The sequence below is a fragment of the Hydrogenophaga sp. L310 genome (assembly GCF_055703065.1).
The window spans coordinates 318279-341412 of sequence record NZ_JBVPZA010000002.1; the positions used below are offsets into that span (position 1 = coordinate 318279).

Below are 23134 nucleotides of genomic sequence, written 5' to 3' on the forward strand. Positions count from 1 at the left end.
GCCATGGACCACAGCGACATCCACCGCCTGGCACAGGTGCCGTTCTACGCCGAGCAGGCGGGTGAGGTGGCGCTCTTCGGGCACGCCTTCCGCCAGCGCCTGCCGGTGCTCATCAAGGGCCCCACGGGCTGCGGCAAGACGCGCTTCGTGGAGCACATGGCGGCCCGACTGGGCCGGCCGCTCATCACCGTGAGCTGCCACGACGACCTGAGCGCGGCCGACCTCGTGGGCCGCCACCTGATCGGCGAGCAGGGCACGGTGTGGGCTGACGGGCCGCTGGCCCGCGCCGTGCGCAGTGGCGCCATCTGCTACCTCGACGAGGTGGTCGAAGCCCGCAAGGACACCACGGTGGTGCTGCACCCGCTGGCCGACGACCGGCGCGTGCTGCCGATCGAACGCACCGGCGAACAGCTGGTGGCGCCACCCGGATTCATGCTGGTCATCAGCTACAACCCGGGTTACCAGAACCTGCTCAAGAGCCTGAAGCCGAGCACGCGCCAGCGCTTCATCGCCCTGACCTTCGGCTACCCGGAGCCGGCCGTGGAGCGCGCCATCATCGAAGCCGAAACCGGCGTGGATGCCGCGCTGGCCGATCGCCTGGTGCGGCTGGCCACGGCCCTGCGGCGCCTGACCGACCACGACCTGGAAGAAACCGCGAGCACCCGCCTGCTGGTGATGGCCGCGCGCCTGGTCGCCAGCGGCCTGCCGCTGCAGACCGCCTGCCGCGCGGCGATCGTGGACGCCTTGACCGACGATGCCGAAACCGCGGCCGCGCTGGACGAGGTGGTGTTGGCCGTCATGGGCTCGACCGGTTAACCCGTCCTGTTTTGCGGCGGCGGCGTTGCGCTCCCTCCTCTGTTTGTCACACCATGCAACGCCGCCGTCTTTTCTTTCAACTCGGCTTCTTCGCCCTGTTCCTGCTGGCGCCCGCGCTGAACCTGCTGCGCTTCGACCTCAACGAAGCCCAGCTCTGGTTTCTGGGGCAGCGCTGGAGCCTGGGCATCGACGCTTTCAGGGCCGGCGAGATCAGCGCCAACGAGGCCGCGATGCGCATTTTTCTGCGCGCCTTCCTGCCCGCCATCGTGGTGGTTGTGGCCTTTCTGGGCGTGGCCTGGCGCTACGGGCGTCTGTATTGCGGCTGGCTCTGCCCGCACTTCACCCTGGTCGAGACGCTCAACACCGCGCTGCACCGCGCCTGCGGCAAGCTCAGTTTCTGGGACAAACACCGCACCGCCCGCGCGGGGGTAAAGCCCTCGGCCCGCTGGTGGCCGGTGTTCGGCGCGCTGTGCCTGGGTTTCGGTTTCATCTGGGCGATCACGCTGCTGAGCTACCTGCTGCCGCCCGCCACCCTCTGGAGCAACCTGTTCGCGGGCACGCTCACGCCCAACCAGGCGCGTTTTCTCCTCTTGGGCACCGCGGTGTTCACGGCCGAGTTTGCTTTCGCCCGCCACCTGTTCTGCCGCTTCGGTTGCGCCGTGGGGCTTTTCCAGAGTCTGGTCTGGATGGCGAATCCCAAAGGCATGGTGGTCGCGTTCGATCGCGAGCACGCGCGCGACTGCCGCACCTGCAGCACGGCGGCGTACCCCGGCGGCACGGCCTGCGACAACGGCTGCCCGATGCGCCTGCACCCGCGCAACATCAAACGCATGATGTTCTCCTGTGTGCAGTGCGGCCAGTGTCTGGACGCCTGCGATGAAACCCAGACCGCACAAGCGCGCGAACCGCTGCTGGAGTGGAAGCTCGGCGCCGACGCGGTGCGCGAAACCCTGCGCCAACGCAAGGCCGAACTGGAACGCGAACACGCTCCCGCGCCGCTTCGCGCCGTCGCCCCGGGGAGTGGGGTGCCCACCAGCAACCCGGCGAAGACGGTTCTGCGGCGTGCGCCGGATGCGGGTTCTGCGCTGGCAGTGACGGAAACGGAGCATTGAGATGGAAGAATGGGTCGGCCAGCAATGGCACCGTTTCATCCACCGGGCGGCGAGTCGCCAGCACGCGAGCGCAGCCGTGCACCTGCCGGAGGTGCAGCGTGCCATCGGCATGCTGTTCCGCGCCGCCGGTGGCGCGCACGGCGTGCGCCTGGCGCCCGCCACCGACACCCGCAGCGGTGGCCCGCGCGACTGGCTGCAGCGCATCGCCGGCAGCGGCACGCACGCGTCCACCGGCCGGCTGGAGCCCGAGGCGCTGTCGCTGCCGCCCACCGTCGCGGTGTTTGACGACGCGGCATTGAACCGCGCGCTCTACCTCTGGCTGGCGGCGCAGGGCGCCTGCATCGAGGCCACGGGCGACTGGCTCGGCGACAACGTGCGCGCCAGTGCGCAGGTGCTGCGGACCTTTCCCGGCCTGGCGGCGCGCCACCGGGAGGTGCTCGCCGCCCAGCTCGCACTGCGACCCGATCCGGCGCGCCTCAAGGGCGCGACCGCCGAGGCCGAACGCACCGTGCAGCAGGCACTGCGCGGCTTGGCGCCCGCCGCACGCAGCGGCCTGCAGCCGCAGGACGTGGCCCCGGTCTGGCTCTGGCTCGACGCCGGTGGCGAGCCTGCGGCCGCGGTGGCGCGGCCCGACGGCGAGCCGGCGCCGGGCGATGCCCGCCAACCCGCCGTTCAGGACGCGCGCCGCCGCCGCGCCCAGACCGTGAGCGATGAGCGCGACAAGGCCCCGCTCATGATGTTCTTCCGCGCCGAGTCCATCCTGTCCTGGGGCGAATTCGTCAAGGTCAACCGCGCCAGCGACGACGATCCCGACGACAACGCCGCCGGCGTGGCCAACGACATGGACGTGCTGGCCATCGCACCCGACGGCCAGAGCACGGCCGCGCGGGTGAAGTTCGACCTCGACCTGCCCAGCGCCGCCGCCGACGACCGGCCGCTCGGCCCCGGCATCCGCCTGCCCGAGTGGGACTTCCGGCGCAACGCGGTGTTGCCGGAGCACTGCGCCCTGCAGACCCTGGTGGCCACACCCGCCGAGCCCTATGTGCCGCCCACCGCCTTGCGCACCACGGCACGGCGCGTGCGCCGCCGGCTGGAGATCCTGCGGGCGGGCACCGGCCGGCAGCGCGCGCAACCCGAGGGCGACGAGATCGACCTCGACGCCTGGGTGCGCCACCGCGTCGACGCTGCCGGTGCGCCGCACAGCGAATCGCCGGCCGTGTTCACCCGGCGCGTGCGCACCGAGCGCAGCCTCGCCACGCTGCTGCTGGCCGACCTGTCCCTTTCAACCGACGCCTACGCCACCCAGACGGCGCGTGTGATCGACGTGATCCGCGACGCGCTCTACGTGTTCGGTGAAGCCCTCAGTGCCAGTGGCGACCCGTTCGAGATGCTGGGCTTTTCCTCGGTGCGGCGGCAGAACGTGCGCATCCAGCACCTGAAGGGTTTTGACGAGCCCTGGAACGCCTCGGTGCGCGACCGCGTGGGCGCTATCAAGCCGGGTTACTACACGCGCATGGGCGCGGCGATCCGCCTGGCCACGTTGCGCCTGGGCGAGCGCCCGGAGCGCCAGCGCCTGATGCTGATCCTGACCGACGGCAAACCCAACGACCTGGATGTGTACGAAGGCCGCTACGGCCTGGAAGACACGCGCCACGCGGTGCAGGCCGCGCGCGGGGCCGGTCTCATCCCGTTCTGCATCACCATCGACGAAGCGGCTCACGACTACCTGCCCATGCTGTTTGGCCAGCAGGGCTATGCGCTGGTGCACCGGCCGCAGGACCTGGTGGACCGGTTGACGGGGGTGTACACGCGTTTCATGCGCCAGTCGGCGCGCTGAAAACCACGTCGGGCGGGTACAGTGCGGGGCCGCCATTCCCCACATCACGACCTTGCGCGAAGCGCGCCCCGGCCATGGACATTGCCCAGTTCGACCTGCCCCGTTACCTTTCGATGCTGCCACTGTTTCAGGAAATGAAACCATCCGAGCTGCAGCGCCTGGCCCAGGCCAGCCGGCTGCGCCAGCTGGCCCGCGGCGACGATGTGTTCAACCTCGGTGATCCGTGCAACGAGTTCCACGTCACCGTCACCGGCCAGATCAAGCTGTTCGCCATCTCGCCAGCCGGGCAGGAAAAAATCATCGAGATCGTCGGACCGGGCAACAGCTTCGCCGAAGCGCTGATGTTCACCGACAAGCCCTATTTCATCAACGCGCAGGCGCTCACGGACACCCTGTTGCTCAGCGTGTCCAAGCAAAGCGTGTTGCAGGAGATCGAAAACGATCCGCGTTTCTGCATGCGCATGCTCGCGGGGCTGTCGCGGCGGCTGCATGGTCTCGTGAAAGACGTGCAGGCCTACTCGCTGCACAGTGGCGTGGAGCGGGTCATCGGCTACCTCATGCGCGACCTGCCCGAGGCCGGCAAGGGCGGTGCGGAAGAGTCTGCGCAGCGCGTGACGCTGCCGGTGAGCAAGGCAGCGATCGCCTCGCGCCTGTCCATGACGCCCGAGTACTTCTCGCGCGTGCTGCACGAGCTGGAGGCCAAGGGCCTGATCCTGATTGACAAGCGCGACATCCACATTCCGGACCCGCAGCGGTTGACGCGGTATCCGGTGGATTGACCCCCCGCGCCGGCAAGCCTCTTGCAACAGAAGCACTTTCACATTCGAGCGCAGAGCGCCCCCGTACACTCCCCGCCATGTTGATTCTTGGATTTGAATCGTCTTGCGACGAAACCGGTGTGGCCCTGGTGGACGCCAGTGGCAGCGCCGTGCCGCGCCTGCTCGGCCATGCGCTGCACAGCCAGATCGAGATGCACCAGGCCTACGGCGGCGTGGTGCCCGAGCTCGCGAGCCGTGACCACATCCGCCGTGTGCTGCCGCTGACCGACGCCGTGCTGGCGCAGGCGGGCCTGCCGCTGTCGGCGGTGGACGCCATCGCCTACACCCGCGGACCGGGCCTGGCCGGTGCGTTGCTGGTCGGTTCGGGCGTGGCCTGTGCGATGGCCATGGCGCTGGGCAAGCCGGTGGTGCCGGTGCACCACCTCGAAGGGCACCTGCTGTCGCCGTTCCTGAGCGCCGACCCGCCCGAGTTTCCGTTTGTGGCGCTGCTGGTGTCGGGTGGTCACACCCAGCTGATGCGGGTGGACGGCGTGGGTCGCTACGAGTTGCTGGGCGAAACCATCGACGACGCGGCCGGCGAGGCCTTCGACAAATCGGCCAAGCTGCTGGGCCTGGGTTACCCCGGCGGCCCGGCGCTGGCGAAGCGGGCGGAGCAGGGCAGCGCCACCGCCTACAAGTTCCCGCGCCCGCTGCTGCACAGCGGCGACCTCGATTTTTCCTTTGCCGGCCTGAAGACGGCGGTGCTGACCCAGGTGAAGCGCCTCGCCCACGCGCGGCCCGAAGGCCCGGCCACGCCGCAATTGGCCGAGGCGCTGGCCGCGCCCCAGATCGCCGACGTGGCCGCCAGCGTGCAGGCGGCCATCGTCGAGGTGCTGGTGAAGAAGTCGCTCGCTGCCATCGAATCTACCGGGCTGAACCGCCTGGTGGTGGCCGGCGGGGTGGGTGCAAACGCCTTGCTGCGTGAGCAGCTCAACGCCGCGTGCCAGAAGCGGCGTGTGCGCGTGCACTACCCCGAGCTGCACCTGTGCACCGACAACGGCGCCATGATTGCGCTCGCCGCCGGCCTGCGGTTCCAGGCCGGGCTGCTGCGGGGCGCTGCGCCGGCCTACCACTTCGACGTGCGGCCCCGCTGGCCGCTGTCGGCGCTCGGCTGAACCCGCGTTTCGCTGCCCTCATGGTTGGAATACCCGGGCGGGGTAGTCGTGGTAATTATGAATTACACTGACCAAACCAGTCGCCCAGGCGACACTGGATGCCGAGCAGTCCCGCCGGCAGGTACTGAACAACGGAGACCTTTCCCATGATTTTCACGACCCGTCTGCGCCGCCGCGCGCTGGCCACCGTCCTGCTGGCGGCCACCTGTGCCACGGCTGCGCTGGCCCAGGGCCAGGCAGCTTCCGCTGCCGCCCCCATCCGCATCGGCATGATCGAGGGCCTGTCGGGTCCGTTCGCCAACACCGGTGAGGCGGTGTACCGCAACCTGGTCTGGGCCACCGAGCGCGTCAACGCCCGTGGCGGTGTGAAGCTGCCCGGCGGCAACCGCCCGCTGGTGATCGAACGCTTTGACAGCAAGGGCCAGACCGAAGAGGCCCTGTCGGCCCTGCGCTCGGCCATCGACCGCGACATCACGGTGGTGACCCAGGGCAATTCTTCTGCGGCGGCCTCGGGCCTGATCGACGCCATCAACAAGCACAACGACCGTGACCCCCGGCGCCAGGTGCTGTTCCTCAACTATTCCGCGGTGGACCCGGTGCTGACCAACCAGAACTGCAGCTACTGGCACTTCCGCTTCGACGCCCACGCCGACATGCGCATGACCGCGCTCATGAGTGTGCTGCGCGAGGACAAGGACCTGAAAAGCGTCTACCTGATTGGCCAGGACTACAGCTTTGGCCAGGCTGTGCTGCGCGAAGCCCGCAGCCAGCTGGCCAGCAAGCGGCCCGACGTGAAGATCGTCGGTGACGAGCTGCACCCCATGGCCCGCATCAAGGATTTCGCCCCCTACGCCGCCAAGATCAAGGCCAGCGGTGCGCAGGCCGTGCTGACCGGCAACTGGGGCAACGATCTGACGCTGCTGGTGAAGGCAGCGCGCGAGGCCGGTTTTGACGGCAGCTTCTACACCTTCTACGGCAACGCCCTGGGCGCGCCAGCGGCCATCGGCGATGCCGGCATCGGCAAGGTGGTGGCGGTGGCCGACTGGTTCCCCAACGTGCCGACGAAGGAGTCCGAAGCCTTCTACCAGTCGTTCCGCCAGCGCTTCCCCAACCCGGCAGACGACTATGTGCACATGCGCATGCAGCTGATGATCGAGTCGCTGGCGCAGGCCATCGAGCGCGCGGGGTCGGTCAAGGCCGCGGACGTTGCGGTCCAGCTGGAGAGGGCCGAGGTCCAACTCGCCGGTCAGACCGCGCGCATGCGCGCCGCCGACCACCAGTTCCAGCAAGCGCTGGCCGTGGCCGTGATGGACCGCCAGGGGGCGCCGGGCGTGAAATTCGACGTCGAAGGCTCGGGCTACGGCTTTCGCGTGATCCGCAGCCTGAGTCCGCAGCAGGCGGAGCTGCCACACGCCTGTAACATGTCCCGGCCCTGATCGAGGGTTTGAATCCGGGAGTGCGGTATGCGGGCAGTGGTGGAAGGTCTGGAGGAATCGCGCATTCGCGAAGTGGCCAATGAGGGTCTGGGTCGCAACGACGTGCTCAGGTTCTGGTTCGGCGAGAGCGACGAGGTCACGCCGGCCTTCATCCGCGAGGCGGCGATCGCCTCGCTGCAGGCGGGTGAAACCTTCTACGCCCACAACCTCGGCCTGACCGAGCTGCGCCAGGAAATCGCCGTCTACACCCACGGCCTGCATCCGCAGCAAACCACCGACCACTGGTTTGACCGCATCGCGGTCACCTCCGGCGGCGTCAACGGGCTGATGCTGGCTTCGCAGGCGCTGCTGGACGCGGGTGACGAGGTGGTGGTGGTCACGCCCGCCTGGCCCAACCTCGTGGCCCAGCCGCAGATCATGGGTGCCCGGGTCAAGACCGTGCCGCTGCAGGTGGTGAAGCAGGGTGCCCAGGCGGGCGCCTGGGCGCTGGACATGGCGGCGCTTCTCGCCGCCATCACCCCGGCCACCCGCCTGCTGATCGTCAACGCGCCCAACAACCCCACCGGCTGGACGCTGAGCCGCGACGAGCAGGCCACCATCCTCGCGCACTGCCGCCGCACCGGCACCTGGGTGCTGGCCGACGAGGTGTACGAACGCCTGTATTTCGCGCCGGATTCGCCCAATGGCGCTGCGCCGAGCTTTCTCGATGTGTCCGAACCCGAAGACCGACTCATCGTCGCGCACAGTTTTTCCAAGAGCTTCCTCATGACCGGCTGGCGCCTGGGCTGGCTGGTGCTGCCCCAGTCGCTGACCCACGCCGTGGGCAAGCTGATCGAGTTCAACACCTCGTGCGCGCCGGTGTTCGTGCAGCGCGCCGCCGCGGTGGCGCTGCTGCGCGGTGCAGAAGTCACACCCGCGCTGGTGGACCACCTGCAGGCCTGCCGCGACACGCTGGTGCCGCTGCTCAAAGCCGTGCCCGGCGTGACGCTGGCCGAACCCAAAGGTGGCATGTACGCCTTTTTTCACCTGCAAGGGCACGACAACTGCCTGGACACCGCCAAGCGCCTGGTGCGCGAAGCCGGGCTGGGCCTGGCGCCCGGCAGCGCCTTCGGTCCCGAGGCAGCCGGCTGGCTGCGCTGGTGTTTTGCCAGCCGCGACCCGCAGCGCCTGGTGCAGGGGGTGGAGCGTTTGCGTGCCTGGCTGGACGCCCAACGTTGAGAACCGCTGGGCTATAATCTGCGGTTGCCATCTTTCCAGATGACAAACCACGCCCGTTGCGGCGGCCGGTGCCGGACCTGTTCCGGAGGACCGGCAGGCTGCGGCGGGACGCATGTAACCCCAAGGAATCCGACATGATCGAAAAATCCATCAAGGCCGCCGTCGTCGCCGACAACGCTCGCGCCGCCAACGACACCGGCAGCCCCGAAGTGCAGGTCGCCATCCTGACCGCCCGCATCAACGAACTGATGCCCCACTTCAAGACCCACGCCAAGGACCACCACGGTCGCCGCGGTCTGCTGCGCATGGTGAGCCGTCGCCGCAAGCTGCTGGACTACCTGAAGTCCAAAGATGCTGAGCGCTACATCGCCCTGATCGCGAAACTGGGTCTGCGCAAGTAATTTGGCCCACGCCATGGCACGCAAAACGCCTGAGTTGGTTCGCTGGCTCGGGCGTTTTTTGCTTGTCAATTCCCGTTTTTGATTCCGGAGCCGCGACAACAGAGCGAAGCTGTGTCATTCCAAAGGCGTTGTACATGTCTCGTGCATGTGCGCTAAGCCCCTCTGGAATGGCATCGTGTTCTGGGTTGCTTTTCCGGGTTTTGTGCAGATTGTCTGCACGCCATGCCACCCCTTGATTCGCGGGTGGTTCATAGGAGAAAACCATGACCATGTTCAACAAAGTCACCAAGACCTTCCAGTGGGGCCCGCACACGGTCACCATGGAAACCGGCGAAATCGCCCGCCAGGCCACCGGCGCCGTGCTGGTCAACATCGATGACACCGTGGTGCTCGCCACCGTGGTCGCCAAGACCGAAGCCAAGGCCGGTCAGGACTTCTTCCCGCTGACGGTGGACTACACCGAAAAATCGTACGCCGCCGGCAAGATCCCCGGCAGCTTCTTCAAGCGCGAAGGCCGCCCCAGCGAACTGGAAACGCTGACCTGCCGCCTGATCGACCGCCCCATTCGCCCGCTGTTCCCTGAAGGCTTCTACAACGAAGTCCAGGTGATCGTGCACGTGGTGAGCCTGAACCCCGAAGTGCAGGCCGATATCGCCGCCATGATCGCCACCTCGGCGGCCCTGTCGGTCAGTGGCATCCCGTTCAACGGCCCCATCGGCGCTGCGCGCGTGGGCTACGTGAATGGCCGGTACGTGCTGAACCCCGGTCAGACCCAGCTCAAGGACAGCCAGCTCGACCTCGTGGTCGCCGGCACCCAGGCCGCCGTGCTGATGGTGGAATCGGAAGCCGATCAGCTGTCAGAAGAAATCATGTTGGGCGCCGTGGTGTTTGGTCACGAGCAGGGCAACATCGCCATCGCCGCGATCAACGAGCTGGTGCGCGATGCCGGCAAGCCGGCCTGGGACTGGCAGCCGCCCGCCAAGGACGAGCCGCTGATCGCCAAGATCGACGAGCTGGCCAAGGCCAAACTCGAAGCCGCCTACCAGATCCGCAACAAGCAGGCCCGTACCCAGGCTTGCCGCAGCGCCTACGCCGACGTGATGGCGGCGCTGAAAGCCGAAGGCGTGGCTTTCGACAGCGTGGCCATCGAAAGCCTGCTGTTCGAGATCGAAGCCAGGATCGTGCGTGGCCAGATCCTGGCCGGCGAACCCCGCATCGACGGTCGCGACACGCGCACCGTGCGCGCCATCGAAATCCGCAACAGCGTGCTGCCCCGCACCCACGGTTCGTCGCTGTTCACCCGCGGTGAAACCCAGGCGCTGGTGGTGGCCACGCTGGGCACCGACCGCGATGCCCAGCGCATCGATGCACTGGCTGGCGAGTACGAAGACCGCTTCATGCTGCACTACAACATGCCTCCCTTCGCCACCGGCGAAGCCGGCCGTTTTGGCTCGCCCAAGCGCCGCGAAATCGGCCACGGCCGCCTGGCCAAGCGCGCGCTGATCGCCGCGCTGCCGACCAAGGAAGACTTTCCCTACACCATGCGCCTGGTCTCGGAAATCACCGAGTCCAACGGTTCCTCGTCGATGGCTTCGGTCTGCGGCGGCTGCCTGGCGCTGATGGACGCTGGCGTGCCCATGAAAGCCCATGTGGCCGGCATCGCCATGGGCCTGATCAAGGACGGCAACCGCTTCGCCGTGCTGACCGACATCCTGGGTGACGAAGACCACCTGGGCGACATGGACTTCAAGGTCGCCGGCACCACCAACGGCATCTCTGCGCTGCAGATGGACATCAAGATCCAGGGCATCACCAAGGAAATCATGCAGGTCGCGCTGGCCCAGGCCAAGGAAGCCCGCATGCACATCCTGGGCAAGATGCAGGAATCCATGGGCGAAGCCAAGACCGAAGTGTCGAATTTCGCGCCCAAGCTGTTCACCATGAAGATCAACCCCGAGAAGATCCGTGACGTGATCGGCAAGGGTGGCGCCGTGATCCGCGCGCTGACCGAAGAAACCGGTTGCCAGATCAACATCGACGAAGACGGCACCATCACCATCGCCGCGACCGAAGCTTCCAAGGCCGATGAAGCCAAGCGCCGCATCGAGCAGATCACCGCCGAAGTCGAAATCGGCAAGGTCTACGAAGGCCCGGTCACCAAGATCCTGGACTTCGGTGCCCTGATCAACCTGCTGCCCGGCAAGGACGGCCTGCTGCACATCAGCCAGATCGCCCACGAGCGCGTCGAGCGTGTGACCGACTACCTGAGCGAAGGCCAGATCGTCAAGGTCAAGGTGCTGGAGACCGACGAAAAGGGCCGCGTCAAGCTGTCCATGAAGGCCCTGATCGACCGCAATGCAGCACCTGCCGAGCAATCTGCTCAGCAGCAACAGCAGCAATAAGCGCCGCGTGTCCGAGGTCATGCAAGCGGTTGAGATCAGCGCCTTTGGCGCACCTGAGGTTTTGCGTCTGACGCAGCGTCCGATGCCGGTCGCCGGTGTGGGCGAGGTGCTGATCCGCGTGCGGGCTTCCGGCGTGAACCGGCCCGATGTGCTGCAGCGCAGCGGTGCCTATCCGCCGCCGCCCGGCGCTTCCGACCTGCCCGGCCTGGAAGTGGCCGGCGTGATTGAGGCGGGGGATGCCGATGCACTGGCGTCATCCGGCCTCTCGGTCGGCGACAGGGTGTGTGCGCTGGTGGCAGGTGGCGGGTACGCCGAATACTGTGTGGCTCCTGTCGGTCAGTGCCTGCCGGTGCCGGCGGGCTTCGACGACGTTCAGGCGGCTTCGCTGCCCGAGACTTTCTTCACCGTCTGGAGCAACGTGTTCGACCGGGCGCGGTTGCAGCCGGGCGAAACCCTGTTGATCCAGGGTGGCACCAGCGGCATCGGCGTGACCGCGATCCAGCTGGCGAAGGCCCTGGGCGCGCGCGTGATCGCCACAGCGGGCAGTGACGACAAGTGCGCCGCCTGCCTGGCGCTCGGTGCCGACCACGCCATCAACTACAAGACGCAAGACTTCTCGGCCGTGGCGCGCGAGCTCACGGACGGCAAAGGCGTCGACGTCATTCTGGACATGGTCGCTGGCAGCTATGTGGCGCGCGAGGTCGAGTGCCTGGCCGAAGACGGTCGTCTCGTGATCATTGCGGTGCAGGGCGGCGTCAAGGCCGAGTTCAACGCCGGTCTGGTGCTGCGTCGCCGCCTGGTCATCACCGGCTCGACGCTGCGTCCTCGTCCGGTGGCGTTCAAGGAGGCCATTGCAGCCTCGCTGCGCGAGAAGGTCTGGCCGTTGCTGGAACAGGGGCGCATTGAGCCCATCATCCACAGTGTGTTTGGCGCGGCCCGTGCGGCCGAGGCACATGCCCTGATGGAGAGCAACCAGCACATTGGCAAGATCGTCCTCACCTGGGCTTGAGACTCAAGGAGACCATGATGAAAAAACTGATCGCAGGCAACTGGAAAATGAACGGCTCGCTGGCCGCCAACGAAGCGCTGGTCAAGGCCATGCTCGACGGCCTGCAGGGCAGCGAACCCGCGGCCGACATGGCGCTGTGCGTGCCCGCACCCTATCTGGCCCAATTGCAGTCGCTTTTGCAGGGCAGTCCCGTCGCCTGGGGCGCGCAGGACGTGTCGGCCCACGAGCAGGGTGCCTTCACCGGCGAGGTGAGTGTGGCCATGCTGAAGGATTTCGGTTGCCGCTACGCCATTGTTGGCCATTCGGAGCGCCGCCAGTACCACGGTGAGACGGACGAGGTCGTTGCGGCCAAAGCTCAACGTGCATTGGCCGCTGGCGTCACGCCCATCGTGTGCGTGGGTGAAACCCTGGCGCAGCGCGAAGCCGGTGAGACCGAGGCCGTGGTCAAACGCCAGCTTGCCGCAGCGATTCACACGGTGGGGCACTGCATCACCGAAATCGTTGTCGCTTACGAGCCCGTCTGGGCCATCGGCACGGGCAAGACCGCCACGCCCGAGATGGCGCAAGCGGTGCACGCGGTTCTGCGTTCCCAGCTCGCTGCGGCCACCACCCATCCCAAGCGGGTGCACATCCTTTATGGCGGCAGCATGAACGCTGCCAACGCCGCCAGCCTGCTGGCGCAGCCCGACATTGACGGCGGTCTGATCGGTGGTGCATCGCTCAAGGCGGCCGATTTCCTTCAAATCGTGGCATCGGCTCGCTGAGCGCCGTCCACGACCTTTCCCTTTCGGAGAAACACATGAACGTTTTGTTGACCATTCTTCAGGCGGTGCAGATCCTGGCCGCCATCGGCATGATCGGCCTGATCCTGATGCAGCACGGCAAGGGCGCTGATGCGGGTGCGGCCTTCGGTGGTGGCGCTGGCTCGGCCAGTCTGTTCGGCGCGTCGGGAGGTGCGAACTTCCTGTCGCGCACCACCGCTGTTCTGGCAGCGATCTTCCTGGCCTGCACCCTGGGGCTGGCCTATTTTGGCAACCTGCGCACCGCTGCGCCGTCGTCGGGTAGCGTGCTGGAGGGTGCCGTTCCAGTGCAGCAGCCCGCTGCACAACAGATTCCCGCGGGCACCGATGTGCCCGCCACAGCCGCTCCGGCCGAAGCGCCGGCGACAGGTGCTGCGCAGATCCCCGGAAAATAACCGGGGGGAGTACAACAGGCCCGGATCCCGCGCCGTGCCTGTGTTTTTGCGCTGCAGCAAATCAACCCTTTCCTTTTGAAAATCCGATGCACCCTCCCGAAAAGGGGGGTGTTTCAGGGTAAACTCTACGGGTTGTCAGCAAGGCTCACACGGTCCCTCGTGAGCCAGACAATGCAGACCCAGCCGACGTGGTGAAATTGGTAGACACGCTATCTTGAGGGGGTAGTGGCGAAAGCTGTGCGAGTTCGAGTCTCGCCGTCGGCACCAATCTTTGGACAACATGGCCCATGAGCCATGTCAGTGGAACTTACCCAAGATGAGTCTCGAACAATACCTTCCCGTGCTCTTGTTCATTCTGGTGGGTATTGCCGTCGGGATCATCCCGCAGGTTCTGGGCTACATCCTCGGCCCCAACCGTCCGGATGCGGAAAAAAATTCCCCCTACGAGTGCGGCTTCGAAGCCTTCGAAGACGCGCGCATGAAGTTCGATGTGCGCTACTACCTGGTGGCCATCCTCTTCATTCTTTTTGACCTCGAGATTGCGTTCCTCATCCCTTGGGCGGTGGCCTTTGCCGACATCGGTGCCACCGGCTTCTGGGCGGGTGTGGTGTTCCTGGCGATTCTGGTCGTGGGCTTTGCCTACGAATGGAAAAAAGGCGCTCTGGACTGGGAATGACCGCGGTCTGCGGGTTCGGTATAGCGCGTCACGCCCTGAGCGGGTGCATTGGAGCAGCACATGATTGAAGGTGTTTTCAAGGAAGGCTTCGTCACCACCAGCTACGACTCGGTGGTGAACTGGGCCAAGACCGGATCGTTGTGGCCCATGACCTTTGGTCTCGCCTGCTGCGCGGTCGAAATGATGCATGCGGCCGCCGCGCGCTACGACATCGGGCGCTTCGGCGCCGAGGTGTTTCGCGCCAGTCCGCGCCAGTCCGATCTGATGATCGTCGCGGGCACGCTGTGCAACAAGATGGCGCCCGCCCTGCGCAAGGTGTACGACCAGATGGCCGAGCCGCGCTGGGTTCTGTCCATGGGTTCTTGCGCCAACGGCGGTGGTTATTACCACTACAGCTACTCGGTGGTGCGTGGCTGCGACCGGATCGTGCCGGTCGACGTGTACGTGCCCGGCTGCCCGCCGACTGCAGAAGCCTTGCTGTACGGGATCATCCAGCTGCAGCAGAAGATCCGTCGCACCAACACCATCGCGCGCGCCTGAGCGCCGCACCGGCCCACAGGCTTCAGTCAGAAAGACGGTCCATGAGCGAAACCGCCACCCTTTACGCCACCAGTCCCGAAGTGTTGAAGAGCACCCTCGCCGCCTTGCTGGGTGAGCGCGTGCAGTCCCTTGATGTCGAGCGGGATGAGCTCACCCTGGTCGTGGCCGCGTCGGACTATCTGGCTGCCATGCAGACCCTGCGCGACGCGCCTGAGGCGCGTTTTGAGCAGTTGATCGACCTGTGCGGCATGGACTACCAGACCTACGGCGATGGTCGCTGGGAAGGTCCGCGTTTTGCTGCGGTGGTGCACTTGCTGTCGGTCAGTCTGAACCAGCGGGTGCGGGTGCGGGTGTTCTGTCCGGAAGATGACTTCCCCGTGATTGATTCCGTGACCTCGCTCTGGGCATCGGCCAACTGGTACGAGCGTGAGGCGTTTGACCTGTACGGCATCGTGTTCGAGGGGCACAACGACCTGCGCCGCATCCTGACCGATTACGGCTTCATCGGGCATCCCTTCCGCAAGGACTTTCCTCTCTCGGGTCATGTGGAGATGCGCTACGACGCCGAGCGCGCGCGGGTGGTTTACGAGCCTGTCACGATCGAGCCGCGTGAAGTCACGCCGCGGGTGATCCGCGAAGACAACTACGGAGGCCTGCACTGAAATGGCCGAAATCAAGAACTACACCCTGAACCTCGGGCCGCAGCACCCTGCTGCGCATGGCGTGCTGCGCCTGGTGCTGGAACTCGATGGCGAAGTCGTGCAACGCGCCGACCCGCACATCGGCCTGCTGCACCGCGCCACCGAAAAGCTCGCCGAGCACAAGACCTTCATCCAGTCGCTGCCCTACATGGACCGGCTGGACTACGTGTCGATGATGTGCAACGAGCATGCCTACTGCCTGGCCATCGAGAAGCTGCTGGGCATCGAGGTGCCGATCCGTGCGCAGTACATCCGTGTGATGTTCAGCGAGATCACCCGACTGCTCAACCACCTGATGTGGCTGGGCTCGCACGGCAACGACTGCGGCAGCTCGACCATCCTGATCTACGCGTTCCGCGAGCGCGAAGACCTGTTCGACATGTACGAGGCGGTTTCGGGTGCTCGCATGCACGCGGCCTACTTCCGTCCGGGCGGTGTCTACCGCGACCTGCCGGACACGATGCCGCAGTACCGGCACAGCAAGATCCGCAACGCCAAGGCGATGGCCGAGCTGAACACGAACCGCCAGGGTTCCTTGCTCGACTTCATTGACGACTTCACCCAGCGTTTCCCGACCTACCTGGCCGAGTACCACACGTTGCTGACCGACAACCGCATCTGGAAACAGCGCACCGTCGGCATCGGCGTGGTGACGCCCGAGCGGGCGCTCAACCTGGGCATGACCGGCCCCATGCTGCGCGGCTCCGGCATCGCCTGGGACCTGCGCAAGAAGCAGCCGTACGAGGTCTACGACCGCATGGACTTCGACATTCCTGTGGGTAAGACGGGCGACACCTACGACCGCTACCTCGTCCGCATGGAGGAAATGAAGCAGTCCAACCGCATCATCAAGCAGTGCGTGGACTGGCTGCGTGCCAACCCGGGTCCGGTGATCACCGACAACCACAAGGTGGCACCGCCCTCGCGCGAGGCCATGAAGTCGAGCATGGAGGAGCTGATCCACCACTTCAAGCTCTTCACCGAAGGCTTCCATGTGCCCGAAGGCGAGGCCTATGCCGCCGTAGAGCACCCCAAGGGTGAGTTCGGCATCTACCTCGTGAGCGACGGCGCCAACAAGCCCTACCGCCTGAAGATCCGTGCCCCGGGTTTCGCCCACCTGTCCACCATGGACGAGATGGCCAAGGGCCACATGCTGGCCGACGCGGTCGCCATCATCGGCACCATGGACATCGTTTTTGGAGAGATTGACCGATGATCTCTGAGCACAAGACCCCCAGCGGCGCCGTCCAGGCGATGAAGCTGTCCGAAGCCACGCTGGCGCGTTTCGCCCGCGAAGTGGCCAAGTACCCGGCCGAGCAGGCGCAGTCGGCCGTGATGGCCTGTCTGTCCATCGTGCAGCAAGAGCAGGGTCATGTCGCCCTCGAAGCCGAGAAGGCGATTGCCGACTACCTCGGCATGCCGGTCATGGCCGTGCACGAGGTCACGACCTTCTACAACATGTACAACCAGCGGCCGGTGGGCAAGTTCAAGCTCAACGTCTGCACCAACCTGCCCTGCCTGTTGCGCGACGGCGGCAAGGCGCTGGCGCATCTGGAGCACAAGCTCGGCGTGCAAATGGGTGGAACGACGGCCGATGGCCTCTTCACCCTGCAGCAGAGCGAATGCCTGGGCGCGTGTGCCGATTCACCGGTGATGCTGGTGAATGACCGCCACATGTGCAGCTTCATGAGCAATGAGAAGCTCGATCAGCTGGTCGACGGCCTGAAGGCCGCAGAGGGCAAAGCATGAACGCAGAACAGGTGATTTCGCAGTTCAGCGCCACCGGCGTGCAGACCTGTTTCCATGGCCGTCACATCGAACCGCAGATCTACAAGGATCTGAACGGCAGCAACTGGTCACTGAAGGACTACGAAGCGCGCGGTGGCTACCAGGCCCTGCGCAAGATCCTGGGTCAGGATGGTTCGGCACCGAACCCCGAAACCGGCGTGGCCGGCATGACGCAGGATCAGGTGATCGCCACCGTCAAGGAATCGGCCCTGCGCGGGCGTGGTGGCGCGGGTTTTCCGAGCGGCTTGAAGTGGAGTTTCATGCCCCGCCAGTTCCCGGGCCAGAAGTACCTGGTCTGCAACTCGGACGAAGGTGAGCCGGGCACCTGCAAGGACCGCGACATCCTGATGTTCAACCCGCACATCGTCATCGAAGGCATGGCGATCGCGGCGTACGCCATGGGCATCAGCGTCGGCTACAACTACATCCACGGCGAAATCTTCGAAGTCTACGAACGCTTCGAAGCCGCACTGGAAGAGGCCCGCGCTGCCGGCTACCTGGGCAACAACATCATGGGCAGCAACTTCAGCTTCCAGCTGCACGCTTTCCACGGTTTTGGTGCCTACATCTGCGGTGAAGAAACCGCACTGCTCGAATCGCTGGAGGGCAAGAAGGGCCAGCCGCGCTTCAAGCCGCCGTTCCCGGCCAGCTTCGGCCTGTACGGCAAGCCGACCACGATCAACAACACCGAGACCTTCGCTGCGGTGCCCTGGATCATCCGCAACGGAGGCTCGGCCTACCTGGAATGCGGCAAGCCCAACAACGGCGGCACCAAGATCTTCTCGGTCAGCGGCGACGTCAACCTGCCCGGCAACTACGAAGTGCCCATGGGCACGCCGTTCGCCAAGCTGCTGGAGCTCGCCGGCGGTGTGCGCACAGGACGCCAGCTCAAGGCCGTGATCCCTGGTGGGTCGTCTTCGCCCGTGTTGCCCGCGTCCATCATCATGGACTGCACCATGGACTACGACTCGATCGCCAAGGCCGGCTCGATGCTGGGTTCGGGTGCCGTGATCGTGATGGACGACTCGCGTTGCATGGTCGAATCGCTCAAGCGCCTGTCGTACTTCTACATGCACGAGTCCTGCGGCCAATGCACACCCTGCCGTGAAGGCACGGGCTGGCTCTGGCGCCTGGTGGACAAGATCCACCGCGGCGAAGCGAAACCCACGGACATGGCACTGCTGGACAACGTGGCCGAGAACATCATGGGCCGCACCATCTGCGCCCTGGGTGATGCAGCCGCCATGCCGGTGCGCGCCATGCTCAAGCATTTCCGGCCCGAGTTCGCGGCCATGATCAAGGCCGACGCGGCCGCTACACACACCGTCTGACCCGACACATCACCATGGTTGAAATCGAACTCGACGGCCAGAAGGTCGAAGTGCCACCGGGCAGCATGATCATGCATGCGGCCGAAAAGGCAGGCACCTACATTCCCCATTTCTGCTACCACAAGAAACTGTCCATCGCGGCGAGCTGCCGCATGTGCCTGGTGGAAGTGGAAAAGGCCCCCAAGCCCATGCCCGCCTGCGCCACGCCCGTGACCATGGGCATGATCGTGCGCACCAAGTCCGACAAGGCGATCAAGGCCCAGCAGTCGGTGATGGAGTTCCTGCTCATCAACCACCCGCTGGACTGCCCGATCTGTGATCAGGGCGGTGAATGCCAGCTGCAGGATCTGGCCGTGGGCTACGGCGGTGGTGCCTCGCGCTACGAAGAAGAGAAGCGCGTGGTGTTTCACAAGGACGTTGGTCCGCTGATTTCCATGGAGGAAATGAGCCGTTGCATCCACTGCACCCGCTGCGTGCGCTTTGGCCAGGAAGTAGCCGGCGTGATGGAACTGGGCATGTCGCACCGCGGTGAACACGCCGAAATCGAAACCTTTGTCGGGCAGTCGGTGGATTCCGAGCTGTCGGGCAACATGATCGACATCTGCCCGGTGGGCGCGCTCACGAGCAAGCCGTTCCGCTACAGCGCCCGCACCTGGGAACTCTCGCGTCGCAAGAGCGTGAGCCCGCACGACTCGACCGGTGCCAACCTGATCGTTCAGGTGAAGAACCACAAGGTCATGCGCGTCGTGCCGCTGGAAAACGATGCCGTCAACGAGTGCTGGATTGCCGACCGCGACCGCTTCAGCTACGAAGCCGTCAACAGCGAAGACCGCCTGACCGCGCCCATGCTCAAGCAGGGCGGCGAGTGGAAAACGGTCGACTGGCAGACCGCGCTGGAATACGTGGCCAATGGCCTGAAGCAGGTCAAGGCGGATCATGGCGCTGGCGCCATCGGTGTGCTGGCCAGCCCGCACAGCACGCTGGAAGAGCTGGCCCTGGCCGGTGCGCTGGTGCGCGGTCTCGGCAGCGAGAACATCGACACGCGTCTGCGCCATGCCGACTTCTTCAATGCGGCATCGCCCAACGCGGCCCGCTGGCTGGGCATGCCGATCGCTGCCCTGTCGGGTCTGCAGCGCGTGCTGGTGGTCGGATCGAATCTGCGCAAGGACCATCCGCTGTTCGCCCAGCGCATCCGCCAGGCGGCTCGCAAGGGGGGGCAGGTGAACGCGCTCAATGCCCAGTCGCAGGACTGGGCCATGCCGGTCAAGAACACCGTGCTGGCCGACAGTGCGAACTGGGTGTCGGCCCTGGCCGGCATCGCCAACGCTGTGGGCGCCGAAACGGGCGTGCTGGCACCGGTGGCCGCCGAGGTGAACGATGCGGCTCGCGCCATCGCCAAGTCGCTGCTCGGTGGTGAACACAAGGCCATCCTGCTGGGCAACGCGGCCGCGCACCATGTGCAGGCTTCCAGCCTGCTGTCGCTGGCCAACTGGATCGCCCAGCAGACCGGTGCCGCGGTGGGCTACCTCAGCGAAGCCGCCAACACCGTGGGCGCCCAGCTGGTGAACGCCATGCCGGGGCAGGGCGGCTTGAACGCCGGTCAGATGCTCGGTGGCGGGCTCAAGGCGGCGCTGCTGCTGAACAACGAACCGGCCTTTGACAGTGCGGTGGGGAGCCAGGGTCTGGCCAACGCCGGCATGGTGGTCACGCTCAGCCCGTTCAAGGCCAATCTGGACATCAGCGACGTGCTGCTGCCCATCGCTCCGTTCACCGAGACCTCGGGGTCCTTCGTCAACGCCGAAGGCCGGCTGCAGAGTTTCCACGCCGTGGTGCGCCCATTGGGCGATACCCGTCCGGCCTGGAAGGTGTTGCGCGTGCTGGGCAACCTGCTGGGCCTGCCGGGCTTTGACGCCGATTCGTCGCAGGCCGTGCTCGCAGCGGCTTTGCCGGGTGTGACGGCCGGCAGCGTGGTGGATGCTTCGCGCCTGTCCAACACCGGTGCGGCCTTCATTGACATGAACCCTGCCGTCGGCCAGCCCTGCGTGGCGTCCATCTACCAACTGGATTCGCTGGTGCGGCGCGCCAGCTCGCTGCAGCTCACGGCCGATGCCCGTGCAGCAGAAGGAGCACACGCATGATCGACGCGATGTACAACGGTGGCCTGGGCCTGATCGCTGCACCGTGGTGGACCACGGCCGCCTGGCCGGTGATCTGGGGTCTGATCAAGATCGTGGTCGTGCTGGCACCCCTGATGGGCGCGGTGGCCTACCTCACGCTGTGGGAGCGCAAGCTGCTGGGCTTCATGCAGGTGCGCATGGGCCCGAACCGTGTGGGCCCGTTCGGGCTGCTGCAGCCGATTGCCGACGCCGTCAAGCTGCTGACCAAGGAAATCATCAGCCCCAGTGCGGCGGCCGGTGGCCTGTTCCGCCTCGGCCCCATCATGGCCATCATGCCGGCCCTGGCGGCCTGGGTGGCTGTGCCTTTTGGTCCGGAAGCGGTCATTGCCAATGTCAACGCCGGCTTGCTGGTGATCCTGGCGATCACCTCGATCGAGGTCTATGGCGTGATCATCGCGGGCTGGGCCTCCAACTCGAAGTACGCCTTCCTCGGTGCGATGCGCGCATCGGCCCAGATGGTGAGCTACGAAATTGCCATCGGTTTCTGTTTCCTGGTGGTCGTCATGACCGCCGGCAGCCTGAACCTGGGTGAGATCGTGGCTTCACAGTCGCGCGGCATGGGTGCTGACATGGGCCTGAGCTTCCTGTCCTGGAACTGGTTGCCCCTGTTCCCGATCTTCATGGTCTACCTGATCTCCGGCGTGGCCGAAACCAACCGCCACCCGTTCGACGTCGTGGAAGGCGAGGCCGAGATCGTGGCCGGTCACATGGTCGAGTACTCGGGCATGGGCTTTGCGATCTTCTTCCTGGCCGAATACGCCAGCATGTGGCTGGTGTCCATCGTGGCGGTGCTGATGTTCCTGGGTGGCTGGCTGTCTCCCATCGACAGCGCGCTCTTCAACTGGATCCCGGGCTGGATCTGGCTCGGTATCAAGACCTTTGTCGTGGTGTCCATGTTCATCTGGATCCGCGCCACTTTCCCGCGCTTCCGCTACGACCAGATCATGCGTCTGGGCTGGAAGATTTTCATTCCCGTGACGCTGATCTGGCTGCTGCTCGTGGGCGGTCTGATGCAGACCTCGTGGAACATCTGGAAATAAGCAGGGCGAACGACCATGTCCACCACCGTATCCCCTTCCGCATCGCCTTCGGTTGTCGCGCCGTTCTCCATCGGCGACTTTTTCAAGAGCTTCCTGCTGGTCGAGCTGGTCAAGGGCATGGCCCTGACTGGTCGCTACGCCTTCCGCCGCAAGGTGACGGTGCAGTTCCCGGAAGAGAAGACGCCGCTGTCGCCGCGCTTCCGCGGTCTGCACGCCCAGCGCCGTTATGAAAACGGCGAAGAGCGCTGCATCGCCTGCAAGCTGTGCGAGGCGGTGTGCCCGGCCCTGGCCATCACCATCGAGGCCGGTGAACGCGCCGACGACGGCTCGCGCCGCACCACCCGTTACGACATCGACCTGACCAAGTGCATCTTCTGCGGCTTCTGTGAAGAAGCCTGCCCGGTGGACGCGATTGTCGAAACCCACATCCTCGAATACCACGGCGAGAAGCGCGGCGATCTGTATTTCACCAAAGAGATGCTGCTGGCCGTGGGTGACCGCTACGAACCCGAGATCGCAGCCGCCAAGGCGGCCGACGCGAAGTACCGCTGAAGCTGGCGAAAGACAAGAACCATGGATTACCAGACCGGCTTTTTCTACCTGTTCGCGGCCGTGCTGCTGTTTGCAGCCTACCGCGTGGTGACCGCGCACAACCCCGTGCACGCGGTGTTGTACCTGATGCTCTCGTTCTCGCAGGCGGCGGCCCTGTGGTTGCTGCTCAAGGCCGAGTTCCTGGGTCTGACCCTGGTGCTGGTGTACCTCGGTGCGGTGATGGTGCTGTTCCTGTTCGTGGTGATGATGCTCGACATCAAGCTCGACGATGACCGCTGGGGTTTCTGGCAGAACTTCCCGCTGGCAGCTGCTCTGGGCACCCTGGTGGCGGCCGAGATCATTGCCGTGCTGTGGGTGGGTTTCCCGACCGTCACGGGCGCGGGCATTGCCGCCGTGCCGGACAACTACTCGAACACCAAGGAACTGGGCAAGCTGCTGTACACCGAGTACCTCTATCCCATTGAAGTGGCTGCCGTGATCCTGCTGGTGGCGATGATCGCCGCGATCGCGCTCACGTTGCGCCAGCGCAAGGACAGCAAGGCGATCAACCCCGGTCTGCAGGTCAAGGTGCGTGCATCCGATCGCCTGGTCGTGCTGCCCATGGCCGCCACACAGAAGGCTGCTCCAGCGGCACCGATCCACGAGGAGGGCAAGGCATGAGCCTCACACTGGGACATTTTCTTTCCGTCGGGGCCATCCTGTTTGCCCTGTCGGTCATCGGCATCTTCCTCAACCGCAAGAACCTGATCGTGCTGCTCATGGCCATCGAGCTGATGCTGCTGGCGGTCAACATGAACTTTGTGGCGTTCTCCCATTTCCTGGGTGACATGCACGGCCAGGTGTTTGTGTTCTTCATCCTGACGGTGGCGGCGGCCGAATCGGCCATCGGTCTGGCCATCCTGGTGCTGCTGTTCCGCGCCAAGTCGTCCATCGGCGTCGAAGAACTCAACACCCTCAAGGGTTGAAGCCA

General features: G+C 65.5%; 23 protein-coding genes and 1 tRNA gene. All 24 read left to right on the top strand.

Going from position 1 to position 23134, the window contains the following annotated elements:
* Window positions 1-3 precede the first annotated feature (3 nt).
* The 24 genes from AC0GNO_RS05235 (at window position 4) to nuoK (ending at window position 23129) form a co-directional block, all read left to right on the top strand.
* Window positions 4-816: an AAA family ATPase gene (locus tag AC0GNO_RS05235; protein WP_472889579.1), complete on the top strand. Its 813-nt coding sequence runs from the start codon at window positions 4-6 to the stop codon at window positions 814-816.
* Window positions 817-869: 53 nt separating this feature from the next.
* Window positions 870-1928, top strand: a complete 1059-nt coding sequence (locus tag AC0GNO_RS05240; protein ID WP_472903208.1) for a 4Fe-4S binding protein — start codon at window positions 870-872, stop codon at window positions 1926-1928.
* A 1-nt stretch (window position 1929) separates the two neighbouring features.
* Window positions 1930-3765, top strand: a complete 1836-nt coding sequence (locus tag AC0GNO_RS05245; protein WP_472903209.1) for a nitric oxide reductase activation protein NorD — start codon at window positions 1930-1932, stop codon at window positions 3763-3765.
* A gap of 74 nt (window positions 3766-3839) precedes the next feature.
* Entirely contained in the window at window positions 3840-4544 is a 705-nt protein-coding gene (locus AC0GNO_RS05250) for a Crp/Fnr family transcriptional regulator (protein WP_472903210.1), read from the top strand.
* A 77-nt stretch (window positions 4545-4621) separates the two neighbouring features.
* Window positions 4622-5698 (top strand): tRNA (adenosine(37)-N6)-threonylcarbamoyltransferase complex transferase subunit TsaD, encoded by a 1077-nt coding sequence (tsaD, locus tag AC0GNO_RS05255; RefSeq protein ID WP_472903211.1) that lies wholly within the window; start codon window positions 4622-4624, stop codon window positions 5696-5698.
* Between the two features lie 146 nt (window positions 5699-5844).
* Complete coding sequence (locus tag AC0GNO_RS05260) at window positions 5845-7134, top strand: branched-chain amino acid ABC transporter substrate-binding protein (protein ID WP_472903212.1); 1290 nt, start codon at window positions 5845-5847, stop codon at window positions 7132-7134.
* Window positions 7135-7161: 27 nt separating this feature from the next.
* Window positions 7162-8352 carry a pyridoxal phosphate-dependent aminotransferase gene (locus AC0GNO_RS05265; RefSeq protein ID WP_472903213.1) on the top strand — a complete coding sequence of 397 codons (1191 nt, stop codon included), beginning with the start codon at window positions 7162-7164 and terminating at the stop codon, window positions 8350-8352.
* A gap of 134 nt (window positions 8353-8486) precedes the next feature.
* The gene (gene rpsO, locus AC0GNO_RS05270) at window positions 8487-8753 is read left to right on the top strand and encodes a 30S ribosomal protein S15 (protein WP_472889586.1); all 267 of its coding nucleotides are present in this window, start codon (window positions 8487-8489) and stop codon (window positions 8751-8753) included.
* Between the two features lie 263 nt (window positions 8754-9016).
* Window positions 9017-11155: a polyribonucleotide nucleotidyltransferase gene (gene pnp / locus AC0GNO_RS05275; protein WP_472903214.1), complete on the top strand. Its 2139-nt coding sequence runs from the start codon at window positions 9017-9019 to the stop codon at window positions 11153-11155.
* Between the two features lie 19 nt (window positions 11156-11174).
* Window positions 11175-12164 carry an NAD(P)H-quinone oxidoreductase gene (locus AC0GNO_RS05280; protein ID WP_472889588.1) on the top strand — a complete coding sequence of 330 codons (990 nt, stop codon included), beginning with the start codon at window positions 11175-11177 and terminating at the stop codon, window positions 12162-12164.
* Window positions 12165-12178: 14 nt separating this feature from the next.
* Entirely contained in the window at window positions 12179-12928 is a 750-nt protein-coding gene (gene tpiA, locus AC0GNO_RS05285) for a triose-phosphate isomerase (protein ID WP_472889589.1), read from the top strand.
* Between the two features lie 35 nt (window positions 12929-12963).
* Window positions 12964-13359, top strand: coding sequence for a preprotein translocase subunit SecG (gene secG, locus AC0GNO_RS05290; protein ID WP_472889590.1), 396 nt, complete (start codon window positions 12964-12966; stop codon window positions 13357-13359).
* Between the two features lie 182 nt (window positions 13360-13541).
* Window positions 13542-13626: transfer RNA gene (locus tag AC0GNO_RS05295), tRNA-Leu, on the top strand.
* 49 nt (window positions 13627-13675) lie between these two features.
* On the top strand, window positions 13676-14035 hold the full coding sequence (locus AC0GNO_RS05300) for an NADH-quinone oxidoreductase subunit A (RefSeq protein WP_305362421.1): 360 nt from the start codon (window positions 13676-13678) through the stop codon (window positions 14033-14035).
* Window positions 14036-14095: 60 nt separating this feature from the next.
* A complete protein-coding gene (locus AC0GNO_RS05305; RefSeq protein ID WP_472889591.1) occupies window positions 14096-14575 on the top strand; it encodes a NuoB/complex I 20 kDa subunit family protein in 480 nt (159 codons plus the stop codon).
* Between the two features lie 41 nt (window positions 14576-14616).
* On the top strand, window positions 14617-15237 hold the full coding sequence (locus AC0GNO_RS05310) for an NADH-quinone oxidoreductase subunit C (RefSeq protein ID WP_472903215.1): 621 nt from the start codon (window positions 14617-14619) through the stop codon (window positions 15235-15237).
* 1 nt (window position 15238) lies between these two features.
* Window positions 15239-16492, top strand: coding sequence for an NADH-quinone oxidoreductase subunit D (locus AC0GNO_RS05315; RefSeq protein WP_472889593.1), 1254 nt, complete (start codon window positions 15239-15241; stop codon window positions 16490-16492).
* Window positions 16489-17025: an NADH-quinone oxidoreductase subunit NuoE gene (nuoE, locus tag AC0GNO_RS05320; protein ID WP_472889594.1), complete on the top strand. Its 537-nt coding sequence runs from the start codon at window positions 16489-16491 to the stop codon at window positions 17023-17025. The genes AC0GNO_RS05315 and nuoE overlap by 4 nt, the downstream gene beginning before the upstream one ends.
* Window positions 17022-18395 carry an NADH-quinone oxidoreductase subunit NuoF gene (nuoF, locus tag AC0GNO_RS05325; RefSeq protein WP_472889595.1) on the top strand — a complete coding sequence of 458 codons (1374 nt, stop codon included), beginning with the start codon at window positions 17022-17024 and terminating at the stop codon, window positions 18393-18395. The genes nuoE and nuoF overlap by 4 nt, the downstream gene beginning before the upstream one ends.
* 14 nt (window positions 18396-18409) lie before the next feature.
* On the top strand, window positions 18410-20533 hold the full coding sequence (nuoG, locus tag AC0GNO_RS05330) for an NADH-quinone oxidoreductase subunit NuoG (protein ID WP_472903216.1): 2124 nt from the start codon (window positions 18410-18412) through the stop codon (window positions 20531-20533).
* Complete coding sequence (gene nuoH / locus AC0GNO_RS05335; RefSeq protein WP_472903217.1) at window positions 20530-21612, top strand: NADH-quinone oxidoreductase subunit NuoH; 1083 nt, start codon at window positions 20530-20532, stop codon at window positions 21610-21612. Before nuoG ends, nuoH begins: the two co-directional genes overlap by 4 nt.
* 15 nt (window positions 21613-21627) lie before the next feature.
* Window positions 21628-22164, top strand: coding sequence for an NADH-quinone oxidoreductase subunit NuoI (nuoI, locus tag AC0GNO_RS05340; protein ID WP_472889598.1), 537 nt, complete (start codon window positions 21628-21630; stop codon window positions 22162-22164).
* A gap of 21 nt (window positions 22165-22185) precedes the next feature.
* On the top strand, window positions 22186-22824 hold the full coding sequence (locus AC0GNO_RS05345; protein ID WP_472889599.1) for an NADH-quinone oxidoreductase subunit J: 639 nt from the start codon (window positions 22186-22188) through the stop codon (window positions 22822-22824).
* Complete coding sequence (nuoK, locus tag AC0GNO_RS05350; protein ID WP_177135809.1) at window positions 22821-23129, top strand: NADH-quinone oxidoreductase subunit NuoK; 309 nt, start codon at window positions 22821-22823, stop codon at window positions 23127-23129. The genes AC0GNO_RS05345 and nuoK overlap by 4 nt, the downstream gene beginning before the upstream one ends.
* The last annotated feature ends 5 nt before the right edge of the window (window positions 23130-23134 follow it).

Bases quoted from the DNA above. Each gene is read 5' to 3' on its own strand.
- AC0GNO_RS05245 (WP_472903209.1), top strand. From the start codon at position 1,930: ATGGAAGAATGGGTCGGCCAGCAATGGCACCGTTTCATCCACCGGGCG.
- pnp (WP_472903214.1), top strand. From the start codon at position 9,017: ATGACCATGTTCAACAAAGTCACCAAGACCTTCCAGTGGGGCCCGCAC.
- tpiA (WP_472889589.1), top strand. From the start codon at position 12,179: ATGATGAAAAAACTGATCGCAGGCAACTGGAAAATGAACGGCTCGCTG.
- AC0GNO_RS05260 (WP_472903212.1), top strand. From the start codon at position 5,845: ATGATTTTCACGACCCGTCTGCGCCGCCGCGCGCTGGCCACCGTCCTG.
- rpsO (WP_472889586.1), top strand. From the start codon at position 8,487: ATGATCGAAAAATCCATCAAGGCCGCCGTCGTCGCCGACAACGCTCGC.
- tsaD (WP_472903211.1), top strand. From the start codon at position 4,622: ATGTTGATTCTTGGATTTGAATCGTCTTGCGACGAAACCGGTGTGGCC.
- AC0GNO_RS05345 (WP_472889599.1), top strand. From the start codon at position 22,186: ATGGATTACCAGACCGGCTTTTTCTACCTGTTCGCGGCCGTGCTGCTG.
- AC0GNO_RS05250 (WP_472903210.1), top strand. From the start codon at position 3,840: ATGGACATTGCCCAGTTCGACCTGCCCCGTTACCTTTCGATGCTGCCA.
- secG (WP_472889590.1), top strand. From the start codon at position 12,964: ATGAACGTTTTGTTGACCATTCTTCAGGCGGTGCAGATCCTGGCCGCC.
- nuoI (WP_472889598.1), top strand. From the start codon at position 21,628: ATGTCCACCACCGTATCCCCTTCCGCATCGCCTTCGGTTGTCGCGCCG.
- AC0GNO_RS05265 (WP_472903213.1), top strand. From the start codon at position 7,162: ATGCGGGCAGTGGTGGAAGGTCTGGAGGAATCGCGCATTCGCGAAGTG.
- AC0GNO_RS05315 (WP_472889593.1), top strand. From the start codon at position 15,239: ATGGCCGAAATCAAGAACTACACCCTGAACCTCGGGCCGCAGCACCCT.
- nuoE (WP_472889594.1), top strand. From the start codon at position 16,489: ATGATCTCTGAGCACAAGACCCCCAGCGGCGCCGTCCAGGCGATGAAG.
- AC0GNO_RS05240 (WP_472903208.1), top strand. From the start codon at position 870: ATGCAACGCCGCCGTCTTTTCTTTCAACTCGGCTTCTTCGCCCTGTTC.
- nuoH (WP_472903217.1), top strand. From the start codon at position 20,530: ATGATCGACGCGATGTACAACGGTGGCCTGGGCCTGATCGCTGCACCG.
- nuoG (WP_472903216.1), top strand. From the start codon at position 18,410: ATGGTTGAAATCGAACTCGACGGCCAGAAGGTCGAAGTGCCACCGGGC.
- AC0GNO_RS05280 (WP_472889588.1), top strand. From the start codon at position 11,175: ATGCAAGCGGTTGAGATCAGCGCCTTTGGCGCACCTGAGGTTTTGCGT.
- AC0GNO_RS05235 (WP_472889579.1), top strand. From the start codon at position 4: ATGGACCACAGCGACATCCACCGCCTGGCACAGGTGCCGTTCTACGCC.
- nuoF (WP_472889595.1), top strand. From the start codon at position 17,022: ATGAACGCAGAACAGGTGATTTCGCAGTTCAGCGCCACCGGCGTGCAG.
- AC0GNO_RS05310 (WP_472903215.1), top strand. From the start codon at position 14,617: ATGAGCGAAACCGCCACCCTTTACGCCACCAGTCCCGAAGTGTTGAAG.
- AC0GNO_RS05300 (WP_305362421.1), top strand. From the start codon at position 13,676: ATGAGTCTCGAACAATACCTTCCCGTGCTCTTGTTCATTCTGGTGGGT.
- nuoK (WP_177135809.1), top strand. From the start codon at position 22,821: ATGAGCCTCACACTGGGACATTTTCTTTCCGTCGGGGCCATCCTGTTT.
- AC0GNO_RS05305 (WP_472889591.1), top strand. From the start codon at position 14,096: ATGATTGAAGGTGTTTTCAAGGAAGGCTTCGTCACCACCAGCTACGAC.